Origin of the sequence: Bradyrhizobium genosp. A (assembly GCF_049949275.1) — a bacterium.
Classification (GTDB): Bacteria; Pseudomonadota; Alphaproteobacteria; order Rhizobiales; family Xanthobacteraceae; genus Bradyrhizobium.
The window spans coordinates 6,120,412-6,142,560 of the sequence record NZ_CP188196.1; the positions used below are offsets into that span (position 1 = coordinate 6,120,412).

General features: G+C 64.9%; 20 protein-coding genes. 12 read left to right on the top strand and 8 right to left on the bottom strand.

The features are described 5' to 3' along the window. The first annotated feature begins 1 nt into the window (after window position 1). Window positions 2-2,314 (top strand): molybdopterin cofactor-binding domain-containing protein, encoded by a 2,313-nt coding sequence (locus tag ACP2YP_RS28710; protein ID WP_426419609.1) that lies wholly within the window; start codon window positions 2-4, stop codon window positions 2,312-2,314. A 58-nt stretch (window positions 2,315-2,372) separates the two neighbouring features. Beyond that, entirely contained in the window at window positions 2,373-2,636 is a 264-nt protein-coding gene (locus ACP2YP_RS28715) for a hypothetical protein (RefSeq protein WP_426419610.1), read from the top strand. An 87-nt stretch (window positions 2,637-2,723) separates the two neighbouring features. Here ACP2YP_RS28715 and ACP2YP_RS28720 read toward each other — a convergent pair whose 3' ends face one another. From ACP2YP_RS28720 to ACP2YP_RS28735, 4 genes are all read right to left on the bottom strand, one after another. Beyond that, complete coding sequence (locus ACP2YP_RS28720) at window positions 2,724-4,448, bottom strand: methanol/ethanol family PQQ-dependent dehydrogenase (protein WP_426419611.1); 1,725 nt, start codon at window positions 4,446-4,448, stop codon at window positions 2,724-2,726. A gap of 187 nt (window positions 4,449-4,635) precedes the next feature. Next, on the bottom strand, window positions 4,636-5,289 hold the full coding sequence (locus ACP2YP_RS28725; RefSeq protein WP_426419612.1) for a ubiquinol-cytochrome c reductase iron-sulfur subunit: 654 nt from the start codon (window positions 5,287-5,289) through the stop codon (window positions 4,636-4,638). A gap of 264 nt (window positions 5,290-5,553) precedes the next feature. Next, complete coding sequence (locus ACP2YP_RS28730; RefSeq protein WP_426419613.1) at window positions 5,554-6,018, bottom strand: group III truncated hemoglobin; 465 nt, start codon at window positions 6,016-6,018, stop codon at window positions 5,554-5,556. Between the two features lie 133 nt (window positions 6,019-6,151). Beyond that, window positions 6,152-7,003, bottom strand: coding sequence for a 3-hydroxybutyryl-CoA dehydrogenase (locus tag ACP2YP_RS28735; RefSeq protein ID WP_426419614.1), 852 nt, complete (start codon window positions 7,001-7,003; stop codon window positions 6,152-6,154). Between the two features lie 825 nt (window positions 7,004-7,828). Here ACP2YP_RS28735 and ACP2YP_RS28740 point away from each other — a divergent pair. The 5 genes from ACP2YP_RS28740 to ACP2YP_RS28760 all read left to right on the top strand — a co-directional run bounded on the left by ACP2YP_RS28740 (window position 7,829) and on the right by ACP2YP_RS28760 (window position 10,645). Further along, the gene (locus tag ACP2YP_RS28740; RefSeq protein ID WP_426419615.1) at window positions 7,829-8,173 is read left to right on the top strand and encodes an ArsR/SmtB family transcription factor; all 345 of its coding nucleotides are present in this window, start codon (window positions 7,829-7,831) and stop codon (window positions 8,171-8,173) included. A gap of 11 nt (window positions 8,174-8,184) precedes the next feature. Beyond that, window positions 8,185-8,655, top strand: coding sequence for an ArsI/CadI family heavy metal resistance metalloenzyme (locus ACP2YP_RS28745; protein ID WP_426419616.1), 471 nt, complete (start codon window positions 8,185-8,187; stop codon window positions 8,653-8,655). A gap of 12 nt (window positions 8,656-8,667) precedes the next feature. Then, window positions 8,668-9,078: an arsenate reductase (glutaredoxin) gene (gene arsC, locus ACP2YP_RS28750; RefSeq protein ID WP_426419617.1), complete on the top strand. Its 411-nt coding sequence runs from the start codon at window positions 8,668-8,670 to the stop codon at window positions 9,076-9,078. After that, window positions 9,078-9,782 (top strand): aquaporin, encoded by a 705-nt coding sequence (locus ACP2YP_RS28755; RefSeq protein ID WP_426419618.1) that lies wholly within the window; start codon window positions 9,078-9,080, stop codon window positions 9,780-9,782. Before arsC ends, ACP2YP_RS28755 begins: the two co-directional genes overlap by 1 nt. A gap of 164 nt (window positions 9,783-9,946) precedes the next feature. Beyond that, window positions 9,947-10,645 (top strand): ABC transporter permease, encoded by a 699-nt coding sequence (locus tag ACP2YP_RS28760; RefSeq protein ID WP_426419619.1) that lies wholly within the window; start codon window positions 9,947-9,949, stop codon window positions 10,643-10,645. Here the strand turns inward: ACP2YP_RS28760 and ACP2YP_RS28765 are convergent. Next, window positions 10,619-11,428, bottom strand: coding sequence for an extracellular solute-binding protein (locus tag ACP2YP_RS28765; RefSeq protein ID WP_426419620.1), 810 nt, complete (start codon window positions 11,426-11,428; stop codon window positions 10,619-10,621). The two genes, ACP2YP_RS28760 and ACP2YP_RS28765, sit on opposite strands and share 27 nt — an antisense overlap. Before the next feature lie 274 nt (window positions 11,429-11,702). Between ACP2YP_RS28765 and ACP2YP_RS28770 the strand changes: the two genes are divergently transcribed. The 3 genes from ACP2YP_RS28770 to ACP2YP_RS28780 all read left to right on the top strand — a co-directional run bounded on the left by ACP2YP_RS28770 (window position 11,703) and on the right by ACP2YP_RS28780 (window position 15,464). Beyond that, entirely contained in the window at window positions 11,703-11,975 is a 273-nt protein-coding gene (locus tag ACP2YP_RS28770) for a hypothetical protein (protein WP_426419621.1), read from the top strand. A gap of 163 nt (window positions 11,976-12,138) precedes the next feature. Next, window positions 12,139-13,122: a hypothetical protein gene (locus ACP2YP_RS28775; protein ID WP_426419622.1), complete on the top strand. Its 984-nt coding sequence runs from the start codon at window positions 12,139-12,141 to the stop codon at window positions 13,120-13,122. A gap of 335 nt (window positions 13,123-13,457) precedes the next feature. Next, the gene (locus tag ACP2YP_RS28780; RefSeq protein ID WP_426419623.1) at window positions 13,458-15,464 is read left to right on the top strand and encodes a putative bifunctional diguanylate cyclase/phosphodiesterase; all 2,007 of its coding nucleotides are present in this window, start codon (window positions 13,458-13,460) and stop codon (window positions 15,462-15,464) included. 6 nt (window positions 15,465-15,470) lie between these two features. Here the strand turns inward: ACP2YP_RS28780 and hutU are convergent, their stop codons facing one another. The 3 genes from hutU to hutI are packed head-to-tail and all read right to left on the bottom strand — an operon-like array spanning window position 15,471 to window position 19,916. Continuing rightward, complete coding sequence (hutU, locus tag ACP2YP_RS28785) at window positions 15,471-17,135, bottom strand: urocanate hydratase (protein WP_426419624.1); 1,665 nt, start codon at window positions 17,133-17,135, stop codon at window positions 15,471-15,473. 10 nt (window positions 17,136-17,145) lie between these two features. Next, on the bottom strand, window positions 17,146-18,705 hold the full coding sequence (hutH, locus tag ACP2YP_RS28790; RefSeq protein WP_426419625.1) for a histidine ammonia-lyase: 1,560 nt from the start codon (window positions 18,703-18,705) through the stop codon (window positions 17,146-17,148). Further along, window positions 18,702-19,916, bottom strand: coding sequence for an imidazolonepropionase (hutI, locus tag ACP2YP_RS28795; RefSeq protein ID WP_426419626.1), 1,215 nt, complete (start codon window positions 19,914-19,916; stop codon window positions 18,702-18,704). Before hutI ends, hutH begins: the two co-directional genes overlap by 4 nt. A 98-nt stretch (window positions 19,917-20,014) precedes the next feature. Between hutI and ACP2YP_RS28800 the strand changes: the two genes are divergently transcribed. Then, window positions 20,015-21,373 carry a formimidoylglutamate deiminase gene (locus ACP2YP_RS28800; RefSeq protein WP_426419627.1) on the top strand — a complete coding sequence of 453 codons (1,359 nt, stop codon included), beginning with the start codon at window positions 20,015-20,017 and terminating at the stop codon, window positions 21,371-21,373. Continuing rightward, window positions 21,370-22,098 carry a histidine utilization repressor gene (hutC, locus tag ACP2YP_RS28805; RefSeq protein WP_426419628.1) on the top strand — a complete coding sequence of 243 codons (729 nt, stop codon included), beginning with the start codon at window positions 21,370-21,372 and terminating at the stop codon, window positions 22,096-22,098. Before ACP2YP_RS28800 ends, hutC begins: the two co-directional genes overlap by 4 nt. Window positions 22,099-22,149: the final 51 nt, after the last annotated feature.

A 22,149-nucleotide genomic window follows, 5' to 3' on the forward strand; every position in this document is an offset into this window, starting at 1 on the left:
CATGAATTTCATCGGCAATCCCCGGAAGCTTCGTGGCTTCGAAAAGAATCTGAAGGTCGAGAAGGTCTCACGCCGCAGCATCCTGAAGGGGCTCGGTGTCACTGGCGGCTTCGTGCTCGCCGCACCTGTCATGTCGCGCCAGGCCTTTGCCTATGAGACCGGCGCCGGCAAGATGCCGCATGGCGTCGTGGTCGATCCACGCGTGTTCGTTGCGGTCGCGCCCGACGGCACCGTCACCATTCTCGCCCACCGCGCCGAGATGGGCACCGGCGTGCGCACCAGCCTGCCGCTGATCGTGGCCGAGGAGATGGAGGCCGACTGGTCCAAGGTGAAAGTGCAGCAGGCCCATGGCGACGAGGTCAAGTTCGGTAACCAGGACACCGACGGCTCGCGCAGCACGCGGCACTATCTGATCCCGATGCGCCAGATCGGCGCCTCCGCCCGCACCATGCTGGAGCAGGCCGCGGCCAAACGCTGGGGCGTGCCAGCGACCGAGGTCAAGGCGGTCAATCACGAGGTCGTCCACAGCGCCAGCGGCCGCAAGCTCGGCTTCGGCGAGCTCGCAGCCGACGCCGCCAAGGAATCGGTGCCGAGCATCGAAGGCCTCAAGCTGAAGGACCCCAAGGACTTCCGCTATCTCGGCAAGGGCCAGGTCGGCATCGTCGATCTCCACGACATCACCACCGGCAAGGCTCGTTATGGCGCCGACGTGCGCCTGCCCAACATGAAATATGCCGTGATCGCGCGCCCGCCGGTGACCGGCGGCAAAGTCATCTCGTTCGATCCGGACGCGGCGCTGAAGGTGCCCGGCGTCGAGAAGGTCATGCAGGTGCGCGGCTGGCCGTGGCCGTCGAAATTCCAACCGCTCGGCGGCGTCGCGGTGATCGCGCGCAACACCGGTGCCGCGATCAAGGGCCGCGACGCGCTGAAGCTCGTCTGGGACGACGGCGCCAACGGCAAATACGACTCGGTCGCCTATCGCAAGGAGCTCGAGGAGGCCTCGCGCAAGCCGGGCCTCGTCGTGCGCCAGGAGGGCGACGCGGATGCCGCGCTGAAAGCGGCCGACAAGGTCGTGATTGGCGAATATTACCTGCCGCACCTCGCCCATGTCAGCATGGAGCCGCCGGTCGCGGTCGCCGACGTCAAGCGCGACAAGGCGGAGATCTGGGCGCCGGTGCAGAGCCCCGGCGGCACGCGCGAGGACGTCGCCAAGACGCTCGGCATTCCCGAAGGCAATGTCACCGTCAATGTCACGCTGCTCGGCGGTGGTTTCGGCCGTAAGTCGAAATGCGACTTTGCGCTCGAGGCGGCGCTGCTGTCGAAGGAGCTCGGCACGCCCGTCAAGGTTCAATGGACCCGTGAGGACGACCTCCACCACGACTTCCTGCATACCGTCTCGGTGGAGCGGATCGAGGCGGGACTGGACAAGGACGGCAAGGTGACCGCCTGGCGCCACCGCAGCGTGGCGCCGACCATCGCCTCGACCTTCGCCGCCGGTGCCAACCACGCGGCGGCGTTCGAGCTCGGCATGGGTCTTGTCGACATGCCGTTCGAGATCGCGAATATCAGTTGCGAGAACCCGGAAGCCGCGGCGTTCACCCGCATCGGATGGTTCCGCTCGGTCTCGAACATCCCGCGCGCCTTTGCGGTGCAGTCGATGGTCGGCGAGATCGCGAACGCGACCGGGCGAGACCAGAAGGAGACGCTGCTCGCGCTAATCGGCACGCCGCGGATCGTCAAGCCCAACGTGAAGGACATGTGGAACTACGGCGAGCCTTATAACAGCTACCCGATCGACACTGCGCGCCTGCGCAAGGTGGTCGAGCTGGTCGCCGAGAAGGGCGAATGGGGCCGCCAGGTCCCGAAGGGGCATGGCCTCGGCATCGCCGTGCACCGCAGCTTCGTCAGCTACATCGCGACCATCGTCGAGGTCGCTGTCGACGACAAGGGCAAGTTGACGGTGCCACGGGTCGACACCGCGATCGACTGCGGCACCTACGTCAACCCCGAGCGCATTGCTTCGCAGATCGAGGGCGCGGCGATCATGGGCCTGAGCCTCGCCAAATATGGCGCGGTCACCTTCAAGGACGGCAAGGTGGAGCAGAAGAATTTTGACGACTTCCAGGTCATCAGAATGGACGAATCTCCGCTGGTGACCAACGTCTACATCGTGCCGCCCGGACCCGACACGCCGCCGAGCGGCGTCGGCGAGCCCGGCGTGCCGCCGTTCGCGCCGGCGCTGATGAACGCGATCTTCGCCGCGACCGGAAAGCGCATCCGCGCGCTCCCGATCGGCAAGCAATTGGAAGCCTGAGACGCGGAACATCCGGCGGCCTCGCGCCGTTTCTCTTCGATCTGACAGGAGCAGATCGATGACCAACATTCCAAGGGCGCTCGCAGTCTCACTGCTGTCGAGCGCCTTTCTTTTGACTGATACAGCCGCGTTCGCCCAGAGCAACACCGCCACGCCGCCGACCACGGCGACGCGTCCCACCGCGCCCGACCAGAACTCGCTCCCCAACGCCAGCGCCCCGCCCGCCTCCACGACCCAGACCACCGGGCAGAGCACCTCCGATCCGAAGGTTCGGGAGATGAATCAGAGGGAGAAGGACAAGGTCGAGCGCCAGGGGAAGTAAGCCCCGCACGCAAGATGCGGCGGACGTTGCCGTCCGCCGCATCTCGCCACCCCCCGCTGCTCCGCCGTCTTCGATCCGCCGCGGAGCTTACTTCTTCAGCGCGAACACCCAGATCACGCCGCCTTGCGGCACGTTGGACTCGATGCCGATGTTGTTAGTCGCGAGCGCGTCCTGGATGCGCTGCGCGTCCACGCCCCAGCCCGACTGGATCGCGATGTATTGCGTGCCGTCGATCTCATAGGACATCGGCATGCCCATGATGCCGGAGTTGGTCTTCTGCTCCCACAACAGCTCGCCGGTCTGGGCGTTGAAGGCACGGAAGTTGCGATCGTTGGTGCCACCGGCGAAGACGAGATCGCCTGCGGTCGCCGTCACCGAGCCGAACAGCTGCGACTTCGGGAAGTTGTGCTGCCACACCTTCTTGCCGGTCGCGGGATCCCAGGCCTGGAGCTCGCCGAAATGATCGGCGCCCGGCTTGGTCTTCAGGCCTATGTCCTCCGGCTTGGTACCGAGCCAGAGCTCACCGGGCTTGAGCGCGATCTTCTCGCCAGTGAAGCCGCCGCAGAAGTTCTCGTTGGCAGGCACGTAGACGAGGCCGGTCTTCTGGCTGTAGGCCGCCGACGGCCAGTCCTTGCCGCCCCACAGTGACGGGCAGAACTCGACGCGCTTGCCGACGACCGGCTTGTGCGCGGGATCGAGGATCGGCTTGCCGTTCTCGTCGATGCCCTTCCAGACGTCGGTCGAGACGAACGGCCAGCCGGCGATGTAGTTGATCTTGGTCGGCGTGCGCTCGAGCACCCAGAAGATCGCGTCGCGGCCGGGATGGACCAGGCTCTTGATGCCGCGGCCGTCACGCTGCAGGTCAATCAGCATCGGCGCGTCGACCTCGTCCCAGTCCCAGGAATCGTTCTGGTGGTACTGGTGATAGGTCTTGATCTTGCCATTGCCTGGATCGAGCGCGAGCACCGACGACGTGTAGAGATTGTCGCCGGGATGCATCTCGCCGGGCCACGGCGCGGCATTGCCGACGCCCCAATAGACCGTCTTGGTGTCCTTGTCATAGGTGCCGGTCATCCAGGCCGAGCCGCCGCCGTTCTTCCAGTCATCGCCCTGCCAGGTGTCATGACCGGGCTCGCCTTCGCCGGGAATGGTGAAGGTCCGCCACAGCTCCTTGCCATCCTTGGCATCATAGGCGGCGACATAGCCGCGCACGCCGAACTCGCCGCCGGAGCCGCCGACGATGACCTTGCCGTCGACGATCAAAGGCATCAGGGTCATGTACTGACCCTTCTTGTAATCCTGAACCTTGGTGTCCCACACCACCTTGCCGGTCTTGGCGTCGAGCGCGACGACGTGGTCGTCGGTGGTGGCGAGATAGAGCTTGTCTTCCCACAGGCCGACGCCGCGGCTGGTTGGATGCAGCTGGAACAGATCGTCGGGGAGTTGCCGCTTGTAGCGCCAATATTCATCGCCGGTTTTCGCGTTCAACGCGATCACCTGCCCCATCGGCGTTGCCACGAACATCACGCCATTGTTGACGATCGGCGGCGCCTCGTGGCCCTCGACCACGCCGGTGGCGAACGTCCAGACCGGCGTGAGATCCTTGACGTTGGAGGTGTTGATCTGGTCGAGCGGGCTATAGCCCTGCCCGTCATAGGTGCGGCGATAGAGCATCCAGTTGCCCGGTTCCGGATTCTCCAGGCGCTGCTGGGTGACGGGCGCATAGCTCTCGATCGGGCCGGCGATCGCGGCGGTCGCGGCGACACATGTGAAGGCGACGAAGCCGGACAGCAGCAATTGCTTCCTGGTCATCGACTTTTTCTTGGACGTTTTCTTGGACGTTTTCTTGGACGTTTTCTTGGACGTTTTCATGGACGGTTTCATGAACGTTCCCCTTTTTCATCCGTTGAATTCTTGTTTTGAATTCTTGTCGTTCGTCCCGTCGTCCGCCCATCGGCGGATGCGGCCTCTCGTGACGCGGGCACACCCCGCATCGTCATCATCCCGGCTGCGCGCCCCCTACCTTTCCGATGAATCCGCCCGCGACGCTGAGCGAACCGTCAGCGAGCGCCAGCGGCAGCGCGGCAAGCCGCCGCGGTGCCGGCCCGAACACCACCTGTGCGCCGACGCGGGGATCGTATTCGGAGTTGTGGCACATGCACTTGAGCACCTCCTTGTCACCGACATCGCTCTTGACCCAGGCGGTGACGGGACAGCCGGCATGGGCGCAGATCGCCGAATAGGCGATGATGCCGTCGACGGCACGCGCGCGCGTTTGTTCGTCGAGCTCGGCAGGATCGAGCCTGATGATCAGGATCTCGTTGAGCCGCGAGGCGCTGCGCACCACCGACGTCTTGGGATCCTGCGGCCAGGCATGCACCGGCGGACCGCCGGCCGTCAGATCAGCGGCTTTGATAAGCTTTCCCTCACTGTCGCCTTCGGAGAACACGAGCACGTCGCCCTTCTGCGGCCGCTCGTCGGAGCCGGGCGGATCCTCTCCCGCACGCGCCGGCGCGGAACAGCCGAGACAGGCGGTGGTGGCGAGCGCGCCGAGCAGCAGCGTTCGCCGCGTTTGCTCCGTGAGCGCGTCGGCTTCAGACTCCGCAGTGCTGTCGGAGGATGAGAATGCAGTGTTGAACGATGTGCGCGACATGCATGCTAGCGGGCGCTGGAACTCTGCCGAAATGAAGGCGAAGAATTGGCGCCGCAGTGCATCAATATGGCTTTGCTCGCTTTGATTGAGCGCGATTGCACGCTTTCAAACGCGTTTTTGCTATTTCAACGTTGTGCCGCGCGATCGGCATGATGATTTTGCAGATCAGACCGATGATGCGGGAATTGGTGCGACGGGTTGTTGATAGCACGACGCAACCGCAAAGCGATTCAACTGCACGTTTTACAGGCAGGCCTGTCGTGTTCAGGACCTGAGCGCGTGACGCGGCGACGCGATGCGGCCGGCGATGGTGGCTGACGCCATCTCAAAACTGTCAGCGATGCGGCGGGCCTTGTCGATGAAAAGCGCAGCCGCCGCCGGCGGGCAGACCTCGCGCGCGGTCTGTTCGAACAGATCGAGCCAGCGGTCGAAATGATCGCCGACCAGGCTCAGCGGCACATGCGCCCGCATCGGCGAGCCGTGATAGCGGCCGCTCATCAGCACGACCGACGACCAGAAATCCCTAAGCTTAGCGAGATGCTGGTCCCAATTCTGCACGATCGCAAACACCGGCTCGAGCAGCGCGTCCTCGCGGACGCGTCCGTAGAAGCGGGTGACGAGTTCCCCGATCATCTCCTCGGTAATCCCGGTACGCTCGATCGCATCCTGGGTCAGCAGGTTCCGGCGCGTGGCCGCAGCTTCCCGCTCGGCCTTCAGTCGATCCGACATGTCCTTCGTTTTCCGTTTCGTTATTCCCGCGAGCCGCCGGTTCATTGTCGGGCCAATTGCGCGCGACGTCTTTGTCCTGGCGCAAATTGCGGGATGGACGGCGGATGATCATCATCCGCCGCCCGCGCCATGATCAGGCGCCGTAGGTGTAAAAGCCCTGCCCGGTCTTGCGGCCGAGATGGCCGGCATCGACCATTTCCTTGAGCAAGGGGGCGGGACGGTATTTGGGGTCGTTGAAGCCCTTATAGAAGACCTCCATCACCGACAGCATGGTGTCGAGGCCGACGAGATCGGCCAGCGCCAACGGCCCGATCGGATGGTTACAGCCGAGCTTCATGCCGGCGTCGATCTCCTCGGCGGTCGCAATCCCCTCCTGGAGCGCGAAGATCGCCTCGTTGATCATCGGGCACAGGATGCGGTTGACGGCGAAGCCCGGGCTGTTCTTGGCGGTGATCGCCACCTTGCCGACGCGCTGGGCGAAATCGAGCGCCTTGGCGTGGGTGTCGTCGGAGGTCTGCAAGCCGCGGATAAGCTCCAGCAGCGCCATCACCGGAACCGGGTTGAAGAAGTGCATGCCGATGAAGCGATCGGGGCGATCGGTGGCGGCCGCAAGCTTGGTGATCGAAATCGACGAGGTGTTGGTCGCAACCAGCGTGCGCGGCGACAGCGTGGCGCAGAGGTCCTTCAGGATCTTGACCTTGAGCTCCTCGTTCTCGGTCGCGGCCTCGATGACGAGATCGCAATCGGCAAGTTTCGCGCGGTCGGTCGTGCCGGTGATGCGCTTGAGCGTCGTCTCGCGATCGGCCGCCGACATCTTCTCCTTCTTGACCAGGCGCTCGAGGCTGCCGCCGACGGTCGAAATGCCGCGGTTCACCGCCGCATCCGAGATGTCGACCATCACGACCGAAAGCCCGGCCGCGGCGCAGATCTGGGCGATGCCGTTGCCCATGGTCCCTGCTCCGATGATGCCAACGGTATTGATCATAGAATGACGTCCTTCTCGTTGAGCGGGCGCGGCCTTACGGCAGCGTACCCGGTTTGACCTGAATTCCGACCCGCGGCGCCTTAGGTGCTGCGCCGCATCCAGGCTCTTCCTTAAAGCATCCGTGGCGAGAATAAAGCCGCCTCCCACCCGCGAAAGACACGATTTAGCGGTCTCGCGGCCGGATTGGCCCGAGTTTTGCGGCTCGTTTTGCTCCCTCAAATGCCGAGGGCGCAGGGAAGATCGGGCGCCGGCTGGCACCCGCGGTCCGCTGTGCGCGTGTAGCGCAATGGAGAACTGCACAGCGGCGTACAGGGCAGCCGAGACATCCCGACCTTCCCTGCGCGAATGGTTTGACGGCTTATGCCGCGCCCTCCCCGGAGCCGAATTCCTTTGGCCTCCGTCGCCTTGCGAAAAGTTGACGGCGAGGAGCCGGTTGGCCCGTTGCCGCCTTCCGCAAGGGTTGACTGTAGCGACGACAGTCAGGACCACACGGTTTTGCCGTACGCAACACGCGCCGTTCGTCACACGCGGCTAGGTGCTCACGAGGTTCGGCTCAATCCTCCGCTCGCCCTGCTCCCGACCCTTGCGTGCCGACGCGCCCGCGTCCACCGCAACTCACCCACGTACCGGACGACTCGCGATCCGTCCCTCGTGCTGGGTGAGATGAAACGATACATACGACATTTCCGAATTTCGGTAAAGAAGAATATTTTTGCAGCCAGGGCTTGACTGACCGGGGTGGCCGCGGGCGACGAGGTGTTTTGCCCGTCGGGACAGCCGAGATTTAAGTTGACGCGCCGCCATCATTTCAATAATCGTTGAAATATGGAAAAGACAAATGCGGTCATGGCGCTCGCCGCCTTGGCGCAGGACAATCGTCTCGATGTCTTCCGCCTGCTGGTGCAGGTCGGCCCCGAGGGCATGGCCGCAGGCGCGATCGCGGAAGCGCTGGATCTCGCCCCCAACACGCTGACGTTCCACTTCGACCGGCTGCGAATGGCCGGGCTCGCCACGGTCCGGCGCGAGGGGCGTTCGATGATTTATGCGGCGCGGTTCGAGACCATGAATGCGCTGGTCGGCTTCCTCACCGAAAACTGCTGTGGCGGCGTGTCGTGCGCGCCCGCCCCGTCTTCGAAACCCGCGCGAAAGCGCAGCAAAGTTTTGGCTTGAAAGGACAGAGCATGAAGCGCCTGCACGTTCACGTGTCCGTCGACGATCTCTCCCGCTCCATCGGATTCTATTCGGCCCTGTTCGCAAGCGGGCCCTCGGTGGTGAAATCCGACTACGCCAAATGGATGCTCGAAGACCCTCGCGTCAATTTCGCGATCTCGACGCGCGGCCGCGCGCCGGGTCTTGACCATCTCGGCATCCAGGTCGAGACCGGGGATGAGCTGCAAGAGGTTTATGCGCGGTTGCGCCAGGCCGGCGGCAACATCATCGAACAGGGGCAGACGGCCTGCTGCTATGCCAGGTCGGAAAAATCCTGGATCGACGATCCCGCCGGCATCGCCTGGGAAACGTTTCACACCACCGGCGAGAGCACCGATTACGGCGACGGCAGCGGCGAGAACCGCGCCCGGGTCGCGCATGAGCAGACATCCGCCTGCTGTGCGCCGCAAGCCGCGCCGAAGCCGTCACAGGCCTGCTGCTGAAAGGGATCGGCGATGGACGCGATCATTTATCACAATCCCGCCTGCGGCACCTCGCGCAACACGCTTGCCATGATCAGGAACGCCGGCATCGAGCCGCATGTGATCGAATATCTCAAGACGCCGCCGTCGCGCGCTTTGTTGCAGCAGCTTGCCGTACGCATGGGCGTCTCGTTGCGCGAGCTGCTGCGCGAGAAGGGCACACCCTATGCCGAGCTCGGGCTTGGCAACGCGGCCTTGACCGACGACCAGCTTCTCGACGCCATGATGGCCCATCCGATCCTGATCAACCGGCCGATCGTGGTCACGCCGAAAGGCGTGAAGCTTTGCCGTCCCTCCGAATTGGTGCTGGATCTGCTGCCTCCGCAGCAGGGCGAGTTCGTCAAGGAGGACGGCGAGCGCGTCCGACTGGATCGCGGCGTCTGATGCCGGGCCTTGCACAGCGCGCATTTGCCGAGTGGCTCGGGACGGCGTTCCTGCTCGCCGCGGTGGTCGGCTCCGGGATCATGGCCCAAAAGCTCTCGGGCGGAAACGTCGCGCTGGCACTCTTGTGCAATACGATCGCCACAGGGGCGATCCTCGTCGTGCTGATCCTGATGTTTGGCCCCGTATCGGGCGCTCATTTCAATCCGGCGGTGACCCTCGTCTTCGCGCTGCGCGGTGAGACGGCCTGGACTGATGCTGCGATCTACACCGCTGCGCAGATCGCCGGTGCAATCATCGGCGTGTGGATCGCACATCTGATGTTCGGGCTTCCCGTGCTCCAGATGTCGCTGACGGAACGCAGCGGGACAGGACAGTGGCTCGCCGAGGCCGTGGCGACCTTCGGTCTGCTGCTGACGATTTTTGGCGTCGCATCGCGAGCCTCGGCAGCCGTTCCCTACGCGGTCGGCCTGTACATCACATCGGCCTATTGGTTCACGGCCTCGACGTCGTTTGCCAATCCTGCCGTCACCATTGCCAGATCCCTATCCGACACCTTTGCAGGCATCGCCCCGCAGGGCGTTCCGGCCTTCATTGCCGCGCAACTCATCGGGGCGATCCTCGTCATTCCGCTTGCAAGCTGGCTGTGGGGCGGAGCTTCCACGAAGCGAAGCGCGACGCCAATGGCGTCCCAGGAGCCGACCTGACGCCGACGCGGCATTTGCTTGCGAATGAATAGAGTTTCCAAACCGCTGGTCCCCTGTATTCTCTGACTGTCGGCACGAACGGCAGGGACCCGTGTGAAGCAACTTCGCAGCCACGACATCGACCATTCCAGGACATTCGGCCTGGCGCTGACGCCTGAGGCCGGATGAACGACTTCGCGCAATCCATCGTTGCGGCGTTCGCGCTGATTGGCGAGGCCGACCCCGAGCTCATCGGCATCGTCGCCCTGTCGGTGCGCGTGAGCCTGACGGCCAGCATCGTCGCACTGCTGATCGGTGCACCATTCGGAGCCCTGCTTGCGATCACCCGCTTTCACGGGCGGCAGGTCATCATCGTCCTGACCAATGCGCTGCTTGGCCTGCCGCCGGTCGTGGTCGGGCTTGCGCTCTATCTTCTGCTGTCGCGGTCCGGTCCGCTCGGCGCGGCCGGCCTGTTGTTCACGCCGACGGCCATGGTGATCGCGCAGGCGCTGCTAGCGACCCCGATCGTGGTTGCGCTGGTGCACCGGCCGGCGAGCCTGCTGTGGGCGGAATATGGCGACCTCGCGCGGATCGACGGACTATCGACGCTACGCAGTATCGGCCTGCTGTTCGCACTCGGCCGGACCTCGCTGCTGACGGCCTTTCTCGCGGCGTTCGGACGCGCCATCGCCGAAGTCGGCGCCATCATCGTCGTCGGCGGCAACATTCGTGGCTTTACCCGCACGATGACCACCGCGATCGCGCTGGAGACCAGCAAGGGCGACCTGCCGCTGGCGCTCGGCCTCGGGCTGATCCTGCTCGCGCTCAGCGTCGCCGTCTCGACTGTCGCCTTCCTGCTAGTGGGACGCGTTGGGGAAAAATAGCTGCTCGCCGCCGACCTTGTAGCCGGCGATCGCATCCTGCCCCTTGGGCGAGATCAGCCAGTCGATGAAGGCCTGCCCGTCCTTTGCCTTCACGTTCGGATGCTTTTCCGGATTGACCAGCATGACGCCGTACTGATTGAACAGCCGCTTGTCGCCCTCGGTCAGGATCGCAAGCTCGCCCCTGTTCTTGAACGACAGCCAGGTGCCGCGATCTGACAGAAGATAGGCATTCGACGACGACGCCATGTTCAGCGCCGGCCCCATGCCCTGACCGATCTCGCGATACCAGCTGTCCTTGCCGGTCGCGATGTCGATGCCCGCCTCTTTCCATAATCTCAGCTCTGCCGCATGCGTGCCGGACTTGTCGCCGCGCGAGATGAACGGCGCTTTTGCAGCCGCGATTCTGCGCAGGGCATCAGCGACGTCCTTGTCGCCGGCTATTTTCGCGGGGTCACTCTTCGGGCCGACGATGATGAAATCGTTGTACATGACGTCAAAACGCTTCACGCCCTGCCCTTCGGACATGAACTTGTCTTCGGCCGGCCTGTCATGGACGAACACCACGTCGGCATCGCCGCGCCGCCCGATGTCCAGCGCCTGGCCGGTGCCGACGGCAACGACCTTCACCTCGATGCCTTCGGCCTTCGAGAACAGCGGCAGCAAATAGCCGAACAGGCCCGACTGTTCCGTCGATGTCGTCGAGGCCACGGTCATGCTGCGGTCCTGCGCATAGGCGCATGTCGACCACACCAGAACCGCTGCGATCGCGGCAAGCTTCTTCATTGCGTTTTCCCACTCCCCAGACGGTTCTAATTAGGTGGGAAGGATGACGCAGGAAAGCCCGACGTTCGGCGCAGATTTAGCGGCCGGGGCAGTATGTCCTTGCGGTCGCCCTGCGCGTCGGGCCGCTTCCCGAACAGTCATTTGCGACAGGGAACGCGCCTCACGCCTGCCTCACGGCCGTTGAACCCCGCGTGAGCCGGCGTGCAATCATGTCGCGGCGGGGAATATCGCGTGTCCCGACCGATCCCTAGGATGAAACGGTTTGGAGCGTCCCATGACCAAGACAAGCATCGTTGCCGCCCTGCGGATCATTTTGTCGCTTGCGATCGCCGGCCCGGCGCAGGCCCGGCCCGGACAGTCGTCAAGCATCGACTGTGCCTGGGGCGGTGAACCAACGGAATGCCAAGCGCTCACCATAGCGCTCGTCCACAAGCGCGCCCTCGCGCATCCGCACATGCGCAGAACGTTGCACGCGGCCATCCCGCTTGCGCCAACGCACCAGCCCGACCGCGACGAAGATCCGCTCGCGTCGATGCATTTCGAATGAACACCGTGGCGCGCGAGGCTGTGCAGATGTTCTACAATTGGTCCCGCCTCAATTGACAGAGGTGTGACGGCCGGGGCAGTTTTTCACATTGCTGGCGAATCAGCGATTGCCAACGGCCTGAGTACCTCTTGGACAACTCCCAGTGCTTTCGAGACTGATATCGTTGCTGAGCCGCATTCCTGCGGTGAAATGGGCGTTCAATCGGCTTCGGCCTCTGCCGCACAACGGCAGCCTCGACGTGGCGCCGATCGCCACGGATGAAGAGCCTGCCCTCATCACAGCAGCTGCTCCGGTCGCCGGGACTGACACCACTGTCTCTGTCATCGAGGAAGAAGTTTCAACCTCCTCGGTTGATGTTGCGAGCGAGACGGTCGACGCGCCCGAACTCATCACCAGCGATCCGCCTGCGGAACTCCTGACGAATGTCGAACCCGACATCGTGGAAGAGGCACCAGTGTCCGCTGTCGAAGTCGAAGCAGTCGAGACGCCTGAGCCCCTTATCGTCAGCGATGCATCTCCGGAACTTCCGGCCGATGTCGAGGCGGTCGTCGAGGAGCTGGTGCCTGTCGCGACGGAGACGGTTTCAGTCGAGCCCTCCGAGCTCGTCACTGAAGGCGAACCCGCATCCGTCGCTTCCGTGGAGCTCGAATCGGTTGCCGTCGATGAGACGCCCGTCATCCTAGTCGACGCTGAGGTCCCCGCGCCCGTTGTCGCCGAGGAGACGATCGGCGACGCGCCGGTTGCCGCCACGGACATCGAGCCGGCACCCGTGTCACCCGCTCCGAAAAGTCCCAGCGCGCCAAAGGCTCGTGCAAAAGCCGTGGAGCCCGCCGATCGCGCCGCATTGATCCGGCAACGCTGGGCCGAGACCGGGATCAGGATGTGGAATCCGCGGCTTCACGGCACAGGCGATGCCACGCTGAATATCCAGGGGCGCATCGGACTGCTGCCGCCAGAGCCCGGCGAGACGATGCCGCGCTACGACAAGCTCGAATTCAAGATGCTCGGTGGCCAGATCGTCTGCGAAGGCCTGATCGTCGAGGCGCCCGTGCCTGCGGGCCAGCGCAGCTTCACCCGGCTCGCCGAGCCGCGTGGCGCCGATCGCACCCGCGAGCCGGTGCGGGAACGTCAGGCCGCCCTCGCCTGATCGCATGGCGCGGAGTTTTTCGAACGTGAGGCAGTTGCTGCTCATCGCGCTGCGCGGCGCTCGTCGGCAATGGCCGCCGCGACGATCGGTAGCACGACGCAGCCGAGGACGGCTATGGTTAGCAGAACGTAGCCGCGATCACGATCTGCCGCGCGAGACACCGCCCGCTTCCGCCGCACATCCTTAACACGGCGTCACCTCTGCACGCGGGTGGAAAATCCTGCGGTAGCGTGCAACCAGCGCTGGCGTTTTCTCGTCGAACTCATCTAACGCGCTCTTTACCCCCGTTGTGCAAGATCGCCTCGGTTTTGAAGGGATTTGGGGCGCGTATTGCAATGCCTGCCGTCGATTTGAAAACCTACCTCGCCGCCGCCGTGCGGCTGTTCCGTGTGCCGACCGATCCGGATCTGACGCGCGCGCAGTTCGACGCCTTCTCCAAGCAGATCCCGCTGCTTTACTTCATCCTGATCACCAACACGATCGCGGTGGCCTATACCTATGTGCCACTGGCGCCGGCCTCGCTGAGCATGATCGTGCCGGGCGTGCTGGTCGCGGTAGCAGGCTTTCGGACCTTCTGGTGGCTGCGCCAGCGTCACGTCGTGCGCAGTGACGCCGACATCCTGCGCAATTTGCGCCTGACCAACTGGATCGCGGCACCGCTCGCAGCGGGCTTTACCGCGTGGTCGTTCGCCCTCTACCCTTATGGAGATCCCTTCGCCAAGAGCCAGGTCGCTTTCTACATGGCGGTGACCGTGATCGGCTGCATCTTCTGCTTGATGCATCTGCGATCGGCGGCCCTGATCGTGACACTCGTCGTCGACGTGCCCTACGTGCTCTTCTACTTCGTTACCGGCGAGCCGACGTTGAAGGCGATGGCCGTCAACAATCTGCTGGTTTCCGGCGCGATGGTGACGGTGCTGTTCATCTACTATCGCGACTTCGCCGATCTTGTCGCCAACCGAAAATCGCTGCTCGCGCAGCAGGCGGAGACGCAGGCGCTGTCGGACGAGAATTTCCGCCTCGCCAATCTCGATGCCCTCACCGAGCTGCCGAACCGACGCTGCTTCTTCGCCGAGTTGGCGAGCGCGTTCAATGATGCCGAGCGCAGACACGTTCGCGTCGCGGTCGGCATCATCGACCTCGACGGCTTCAAGCCGATCAACGACAATTATGGCCATTCGGTCGGTGATCGCGTCCTGATCGAGGCCGGCCGCCGCATCCGCGAAGTCTGCGAGGGCTTTGGCCCGCAGCGGGTGGAATTCGCCCGCCTCGGCGGCGACGAATTCGGCCTCGTCGTGTGCGGCGACCCCGAGGGCGCGGATCTGGCGCGGCTCGGCGAACGCATCGGCGATCAGGTCAAGCTGCCCTACCAGCTCGACACCGCGCATACCGGTCTGTCCTGCTCGATCGGCTTTGCGTTGTACCCGCGCTCGGCAACGACGCCGGAAGCGCTCTATGAATGCGCGGACTATTCGCTCTACCACGCCAAGCGCCATCTGCGCGGCCGCACCGTGATCTTCTCGGGCGAGCTCGAGGCGGAGATCCGCAGCCGCGGCGTGATCGAGAACTTGTTGCGTAGCGCGGATTTCCACGCCGAGATGGAGCTGGTGTTCCAGCCGATCGTCGATGCCGTGAGCGAGCATACCGCAGGCTTCGAGGCGCTGGCACGCTGGCAAAGTCCCCGCCTCGGCTGGGTGTCGCCGGCCGATTTCATTCCGGCGGCCGAGCGCATCGGCCTGATCCGGCCGCTGACGCAGGTGCTGCTGGCGCGCGCGCTCGCGACCGCAAAGACCTGGCCCGGCCGCATCCGCCTGTCGTTCAATCTCTCCGCCCACGACGTCTGCGCCGCCGAGGGCATTTTGCCGCTGATCTCCATCATCGAGAAGAGCGGCCTGCCGCCGCACCGGATCGATTTCGAGATCACCGAGACGGCCGTCACCTTCGATTTCGTTCGCGCGCAGCAGTCGATCGCAACGCTGAAGGCCATGGGCTGCGGTATCTCGCTGGACGATTTCGGCACCGGCTATTCCTCGCTGAGCCACGTGCACCGTCTACCGCTCGACAAGATCAAGGTCGACCGCAGCTTCGTCGCCGACGTCAACGAAAATCCGGTGAGCCTCAAGATCATCAAGTCGCTGACGGGCCTCTGCGACGACATGCAGATCGCCTGCGTGGCCGAGGGCGTCGAGACGCGCGCCCAGCTCGATACCCTGCGTCGGCTCGGATGCGACCTCATCCAGGGCTACTATTTCTCCAAGCCGATGCCGGGCGCTGCGATCGACGACTATCTTGCGAAGGAGCGCCAGCGCCTGGACCACACAGCCGCCAAGGTAGTTGCCTGACTTGACTTACAGGCTCGGCAGATCGAGCCCCTTGTCACGGGCGCAGTCGATCGCGATGTCGTAGCCCGCATCCGCATGGCGCATGACGCCGCTGGCCGGATCGTTCCAGAGCACGCGCTCGATGCGCTTGGCCGCTTCCGGCGTGCCGTCGGCGACGATCACCATGCCGGCGTGCTGGGAATAGCCGATGCCGACGCCGCCGCCGTGATGCAGCGACACCCAGGTCGCGCCGCTGGCACAATTAAGCAGCGCGTTGAGCAGCGGCCAGTCGGACACCGCATCCGATCCGTCCTTCATCGCTTCGGTCTCGCGGTTGGGGCTTGCCACCGAGCCGCTGTCGAGATGATCGCGGCCGATCACGATGGGCGCTTTCAGTTCGCCGCGCGCGACCATCTCGTTGAAGGCGAGGCCGAGGCGATGGCGATCACCGAGGCCGACCCAGCAGATCCGCGCCGGCAGGCCCTGGAACTTGATGCGTTCTCTGGCCATATCGAGCCAATTGTGCAGATGCTTGTCGTCAGGCATCAGCTCCTTGACCTTGGCGTCGGTCTTGAAGATGTCCTCGGGATCGCCCGACAGCGCGGCCCAGCGGAACGGCCCCACGCCACGGCAAAACAGCGGACGGATATAGGCGGGTACGAAGCCCGGGAAATCGAAGGCGTTGTTCAGGCCCATGTCCTGCGCCATCTGGCGGATGTTGTTGCCGTAGTCGAGGGTGGGGATTCCCTGCGCGTGGAAGTCCAGCATGGCCTGGACGTGCTCGACCATCGATGTCTTCGACGCTCGCTCCACCGCTTTCGGATCGGACGCGCGCCTGGTTTCCCAATCGGCCAGCGTCCAGCCCTTCGGCAAGTAGCCGTTGATCGGGTCATGTGCGCTGGTCTGGTCGGTGACGATGTCGGGCTTGACACCGCGGCAGACCAGCTCCGGGAAGATCTCCGCGGCATTGCCGAGCAGGCCGACCGAGACCGCCTTCTTGGTCTTCGCGGCCTCCGCCATGATCGCCAGCGCTTCGTCGAGCGTCGCGGCCTGACGATCAAGATAGCCGGTGCGCAAGCGCATCTCGATGCGGCTCGGCTGGCATTCGACCGCGAGCATCGACGCGCCGGCCATGGTCGCCGCCAGCGGCTGCGCGCCGCCCATGCCGCCGAGACCGGCGGTGAGAATCCATTTTCCCGCAAGGCTGCCGCCATAATGGCGACGGCCGACCTCGACGAAGGTCTCGTAGGTGCCCTGCACGATGCCCTGGCTGCCGATATAGATCCACGACCCCGCCGTCATCTGGCCGTACATCATCAGGCCTTTGCGATCGAGCTCGTTGAAATGATCGAGCGTCGCCCAGTGCGGCACGATGTTGGAGTTCGCAATCAGCACGCGCGGCGCGTCGGCATGGGTACGAAACACGCCGACCGGCTTGCCGGACTGAACCAGCAGCGTCTCGTCGCCTTCCAGCTTGCGCAAGGCCGCGGTGATCCGGTCAAAGCTCTCCCAGTCGCGCGCAGCGCGGCCGATGCCGCCATAGACGACGAGCTCGCTCGGGCGCTCCGCGACATCAGGGTCGAGGTTATTCATGAGCATGCGCAAGGGCGCTTCCGTCAGCCAGCTCTTGGCGCTGATCTCGCTGCCGCGCGGGGCGCGGATGGTGCGGTCGTTGTCCAGTCGGCGGTTCATGAAGACCTCTTCAGTCGAGTCTTGGGAACGGATCGGATGCAAGCGAAGCGATCGCCGCGGCGGGCAGCGCATCGGCTTCGACCAACGCAGCGGCCTTGGCGAGATCGCCGGCCATGTAGCGGTCTGCGCCGAGCGCAGGCACTTGCTCGCGAAGTAAGGCGATGACGGCAACGAGCGGCCCGCTGGTCGCATGCGGCGCGCGCAGCGTGATGCCTTGGGCTGAAACCAACAGCTCGATGCCGAGGATCGCGGCGAGATTGTCGGCCATGTCTGACAGGCGCCGTGCGGCATGCGCGGCCATCGAGACGTGGTCCTCCTGGTTGGCGCTGGTCGGCGTGGAGTCGATCGAGCAGGCCGCCGCGCGCTGCTTGTTCTCGGCATAGAGCGCCGCCGCCGTCACCTCGGCGATCATGAAGCCGGAATTGATGCCGGGATCCGGCGTCAGGAACGGCGGCAGGCCGAAATTGAGCGCGGGATCGACCAGCGTCGCGATGCGCCGCTCGCTGATCGCACCGATCTCCGACAGCGCCAGCGCGATCGTATCGGCGGCAAAGGCCACCGGCTCGGCGTGGAAATTGCCGCCGGAGACGATCTCGCCGGTCTCGACCAGCACGAGCGGATTGTCGGTGACGGCATTGGCCTCGGTGATCAGCGTGCGCGCGGCCTGCGTTATCAGATCGAGCGCGGCGCCCGCAACCTGGGGCTGGCAACGCAGGCAATAGGGATCCTGTACGCGCTCGTCGCCTTCAAGATGCGACAGGCGAATGTCACTGCCATCGAGCAGCGCAGTCAGAGTCGCGGCTGCGGCGATCTGGCCGGGATGACCGCGCAGCGCCTGGATTTCCGGGCGGAACGGCGCCGTCGACGCCATGGCGGCGTCGACCGACAGCGCGCCGGTGACGAGCGCGGCGCGCGCGAGGCGAAATGCGCGCAGCACGCCGGCGATCGCGTAGGCCGTCGAGAATTGCGTGCCGTTGATCAGCGCGAGCCCCTCTTTGGGCCCCAGTGTCAGCGGCGCAAGACCGGCCGCGGCAAGCGCCTCGCTGCCGGATACGATCTTGCCATCGACGACCGCCTGCCCTTCCCCGATCATCACCGCCGTCATATGCGCGAGCGGCGCAAGATCGCCGGAGGCGCCGACCGAGCCCTGCTGTGGCACCAGCGGATAGATTCTGCATGCCAGCAAGGCCTGCAGCTGCTCGATCACCTCGCGACGGACGCCGGAGGCGCCGCGCCCGAGCGAGACGATTTTGAGTGCGATCATCAGCCGCACGATCGGCTCGGGCGTGGCCGGGCCGACGCCGCAGCAATGCGAGACGATGAGGTTGCGCTGGAGCAGCGCGGTCTGGTCCGGCGGAATCCGCTTCGACGCCAGCTTTCCGAAGCCGGTATTGATGCCATAGACGGGAGCAGCAGCCTGCGCAGCCTTCGCGACGATTGCCGCGGCAGCCTCGACGCGCGGCCAGAACGCGGCATCGAGCACGACGGGCTGCCCAGCAAGCACGCGCGCGAGATCGTCGAGGCTGACCATTCCCGGTTTGACGACGATCGCTGCGCCCGGCTCCGTCACTGGCCCCTCCAAACCCGGTGGTGCAGCGGATTGAAGCCGATCCGGTAGACCAGCTCAGCGGGACGTTCGACGTCCCAAATCGCGAGGTCGCACCATTTGCCGGGTTCCAGCGTGCCGGTTTCATCGAGCACGCCGAGCGCCCGCGCGCCTTCGCGAGTGACGCCGGCCAGGCATTCGGCGACGGTCATCCGGAATAGCGTCGCGCCCATATTCATCGCGAGCAACAGCGAGGTCAGCGGCGAGCTGCCGGGATTACAGTCGGTGGCCAATGCCATGGGAACGCCGTGCTGGCGGAACGCCTCGAGCGGCGGCTTCTGCGTCTCGCGGATGAAGTAGAAGGCGCCGGGCAACAGCACGGCGACCGTTCCGGCCTCGGCCATCGCGGCGGCGCCGGCTTCATCAGTGTGCTCGAGATGATCGGCCGAGAGTGCTGAGAATTTTGCGGCGAGCGCGGCACCTCCGAGGTTCGACAGCTGATCGGCGTGCAGCTTGACCGGCAGCCCGACCGCCCTTGCCGCCTCGAACACGCGTGCGGTCTGCTCGGCCGAGAACGCGATATCTTCCATGAAAGCATCGACCGCATCGGCAAGACCAGCCTTTGCCACCGCCGGCAGCATCTCGTTGCAGACGAGATCGATATAGCGATCCTTGTTGCCATCGGCCTCCACCGGCAGCGCGTGCGCGCCCAGAAACGACGTGCGGATCGCGACCGGCCGCTGACGGCCGAGGCTGCGCGCGGCTGCGAGTTGCCGCATCTCGGTCTCGGTATCGAGGCCATAGCCGGACTTGATCTCGACCGTGGTGGTGCCCTCGCCGATCAGCGCATCGAGCCGCGGCAATGCCTGCGCTGTGAGCTCGGCCTCGCTCGCCTTGCGCGTCGCGGCCACCGTCGAGACGATGCCGCCGCCGGCGCGCGCGATTTCTTCGTAGCTCGCGCCCTTCAGGCGCAGTTCGAACTCGTGCGCACGGTTGCCGCCATAGACGAGGTGGGTGTGGCAGTCGACGAGGCCGGGCGTGATCCAGCGCCCTTCGCAATCGATCCGCTCGATGGCGTCCGCATCCACCGCAAAGTCCGCTTGCGGGCCGGCATAGACGATACGACTGCCGCGCGCAGCGATCACGCCATGTTCGATCTCGCCGAGATCGTGACGATCGGCCCGCATCGTGGCGAGCCGGGCGTTATGCCAGATCCGGTCGAAGCGCTCTGCCATGCCACCGTCCCTTCGCGAAGTCCCTGCGCCCTGGGATGCTTGACTTATATGTCTAGACATATAATCGTAAGGCGGTTCTGTCCAGCCGGCGTGTCATCATGTCCCGACTGCATTTCGCCTCCGCGCTCCTGCCCTCGGGCTGGGCCAATGACGTGCAGGTGGTGATCACCGCCGGCGCGATCGCGGCGGTGACGCCGGGCGTGGCGCCGGCTGCCGGGGACGAGCGCCACGCCATCGCGCTCCCAGGACTTACGAGCTTGCACAGCCACGCCTTCCAGCGCGGCATGGCGGGACTTGCCGAACTGCGCGGCAATTCCACCGACACGTTCTGGACCTGGCGCGAGACGATGTATCGTTTTGCGCTGGCGATGACGCCGGACGATGTCGCCGCCGTGGCGACACTGCTTTATGTCGAGATGCTGGAGCAGGGTTTTACCCGCGTCGGCGAGTTTCATTATCTGCATCATGATCGCGACGGCTCGCACTACGCCGATCCCGCCGAGATGGCCGCGCGCATTGCGCAGGCTTCCGAGGCATCGGGCATCGCGCTGACGTTGCTGCCCAGTTTTTATGCGCACGGCTCATTCGGCGGTGCGGCGCCACATGACGGCCAGCGCCGCTTCATCTGCTCTGTCGATCAGTTCACCACGCTGATGGCTGCCTCGCGCAAGGCGATCGCAAACTTGCCGGGCGCCAATATCGGCATCGCGCCGCACAGTTTGCGCGCGGTGGCGCCGGACGAGCTCGCGGCGGTCATTCCGCTCGCCGAAGGCGGACCGGTGCACATTCACGCCGCCGAGCAGGTGAAGGAAGTCGAGGATTGCCTGGCCTGGTCCGGACAACGGCCGGTGCAATGGCTTCTGGAGCATGCGCCGCTCGATCAACGCTGGTGCCTCATTCACGCAACCCACACCACGAACGAGGAAGTCAGTGCATTCGCGACGACCGGTGCTGTGGCCGGCCTCTGCCCCATAACCGAAGCTAGCCTCGGCGACGGCATCTTTCCGGCGCGGGAATTTCTCGACGCGGGCGGCCTGTTCGGTGTCGGCACCGATTCGAACGTGCTGGTCGGCGTCGCCGACGAGCTGCGCCAGCTCGAATATGGCCAACGGCTCAAGCATTGCGCGCGCAATGTGCTTTCCGGCGGCGCCGGCCGTTCGACCGGGCGCACACTGTTCGACGATGCCCTTGCGGGCGGAGCCCGGGCGCTGGCGCAGCCGAGTGCGGGCCTCACGCCGGGCGCGCGCGCCGATATCGTCACGCTCGACATTGCGCATCCGTCGCTCGCGGGACGCGCGCGCGACGCCGTGATCGACGGCTGGATTTTTGCGGCAGGCAGTGGCGCGATCGATTGCGTCTGGGCCGGCGGCAACAAAGTCGTTGAAAGCGGGCGTCATCAATTGCGTCAGGCCGCGCGCGAACGTTTCAACGCATCCGTGCGGAGGCTCGTCGCATGAGCCTCGCCATCGACGCGGCCGACAAGCCAACGCTCTACAAGCGTATCCGCGCCGACATCGAAAAGCGTATCCTGACCGGCGAATGGCCGCCAGGCCACCGCATTCCATTCGAGCACGAGCTGGTCGCGCGCTACGGCTGCTCGCGCATGACGGTAAACAAGGCGTTGTCGGAGCTCGCGCAGGCCGACCTGATCGAGCGCCGGCGCCGCGCCGGCTCTTTCGTCCGCCGGCCGCAGCATCAGTCGGCTGTGCTCAAGATTGCAGACATCCGGGCCGAGATCACCGCACTCGGGCGAGGCTACGGCTACGAACTGATCGGCCGCAAGCTGCGCGCTGCGACCGCCGCCGATCGCGAGCGTCTTGGCGTCAAGAAAGCCGGCAAGGTGGTCGCGATCTCCTGCCGTCACAGCGCCGACAACGTGCCCTTCGCCGTTGAGGACAGGCTGATCGATCTCGCGTCCGTGCCGGATGCGGCGACGGCGGATTTCTCGCGCGAGCCGCCGGGCTCGTGGCTGCTTCATCATGTCCCATGGACAGAGGCCGAGCATACGATCAGCGCCATTATCGCGGATGATCGCACCGCGGAAGCACTCGACATCGCGGTCGGCGCGCCATGCCTCGTGATCGACCGCTATACCTGGCGCAGTGCGCGTACGATCACCGCGGTGCGCCTGCTCTATCCCGGTGTTTCTCACCGCCTTGTCGCCCGGTTCAAGGGAGGCTGAGAGCACGATGGCGGCACAAATCGTGCAACGCTTCGGGCAACGGTCCGTAGG

What these genes read in the sequence shown, in the direction of transcription:
- ACP2YP_RS28710 (WP_426419609.1), top strand. Translation starts at nt 2, where the DNA reads ATGAATTTCATCGGCAATCCCCGGAAGCTTCGTGGCTTCGAAAAGAAT.
- ACP2YP_RS28715 (WP_426419610.1), top strand. Translation starts at nt 2,373, where the DNA reads ATGACCAACATTCCAAGGGCGCTCGCAGTCTCACTGCTGTCGAGCGCC.
- ACP2YP_RS28720 (WP_426419611.1), bottom strand. Translation starts at nt 4,448, where the DNA reads ATGACCAGGAAGCAATTGCTGCTGTCCGGCTTCGTCGCCTTCACATGT.
- ACP2YP_RS28725 (WP_426419612.1), bottom strand. Translation starts at nt 5,289, where the DNA reads ATGTCGCGCACATCGTTCAACACTGCATTCTCATCCTCCGACAGCACT.
- ACP2YP_RS28730 (WP_426419613.1), bottom strand. Translation starts at nt 6,018, where the DNA reads ATGTCGGATCGACTGAAGGCCGAGCGGGAAGCTGCGGCCACGCGCCGG.
- ACP2YP_RS28735 (WP_426419614.1), bottom strand. Translation starts at nt 7,003, where the DNA reads ATGATCAATACCGTTGGCATCATCGGAGCAGGGACCATGGGCAACGGC.
- ACP2YP_RS28740 (WP_426419615.1), top strand. Translation starts at nt 7,829, where the DNA reads ATGGAAAAGACAAATGCGGTCATGGCGCTCGCCGCCTTGGCGCAGGAC.
- ACP2YP_RS28745 (WP_426419616.1), top strand. Translation starts at nt 8,185, where the DNA reads ATGAAGCGCCTGCACGTTCACGTGTCCGTCGACGATCTCTCCCGCTCC.
- arsC (WP_426419617.1), top strand. Translation starts at nt 8,668, where the DNA reads ATGGACGCGATCATTTATCACAATCCCGCCTGCGGCACCTCGCGCAAC.
- ACP2YP_RS28755 (WP_426419618.1), top strand. Translation starts at nt 9,078, where the DNA reads ATGCCGGGCCTTGCACAGCGCGCATTTGCCGAGTGGCTCGGGACGGCG.
- ACP2YP_RS28760 (WP_426419619.1), top strand. Translation starts at nt 9,947, where the DNA reads ATGAACGACTTCGCGCAATCCATCGTTGCGGCGTTCGCGCTGATTGGC.
- ACP2YP_RS28765 (WP_426419620.1), bottom strand. Translation starts at nt 11,428, where the DNA reads ATGAAGAAGCTTGCCGCGATCGCAGCGGTTCTGGTGTGGTCGACATGC.
- ACP2YP_RS28770 (WP_426419621.1), top strand. Translation starts at nt 11,703, where the DNA reads ATGACCAAGACAAGCATCGTTGCCGCCCTGCGGATCATTTTGTCGCTT.
- ACP2YP_RS28780 (WP_426419623.1), top strand. Translation starts at nt 13,458, where the DNA reads ATGCCTGCCGTCGATTTGAAAACCTACCTCGCCGCCGCCGTGCGGCTG.
- hutU (WP_426419624.1), bottom strand. Translation starts at nt 17,135, where the DNA reads ATGAACCGCCGACTGGACAACGACCGCACCATCCGCGCCCCGCGCGGC.
- hutI (WP_426419626.1), bottom strand. Translation starts at nt 19,916, where the DNA reads ATGGCAGAGCGCTTCGACCGGATCTGGCATAACGCCCGGCTCGCCACG.
- ACP2YP_RS28800 (WP_426419627.1), top strand. Translation starts at nt 20,015, where the DNA reads ATGTCCCGACTGCATTTCGCCTCCGCGCTCCTGCCCTCGGGCTGGGCC.
- hutC (WP_426419628.1), top strand. Translation starts at nt 21,370, where the DNA reads ATGAGCCTCGCCATCGACGCGGCCGACAAGCCAACGCTCTACAAGCGT.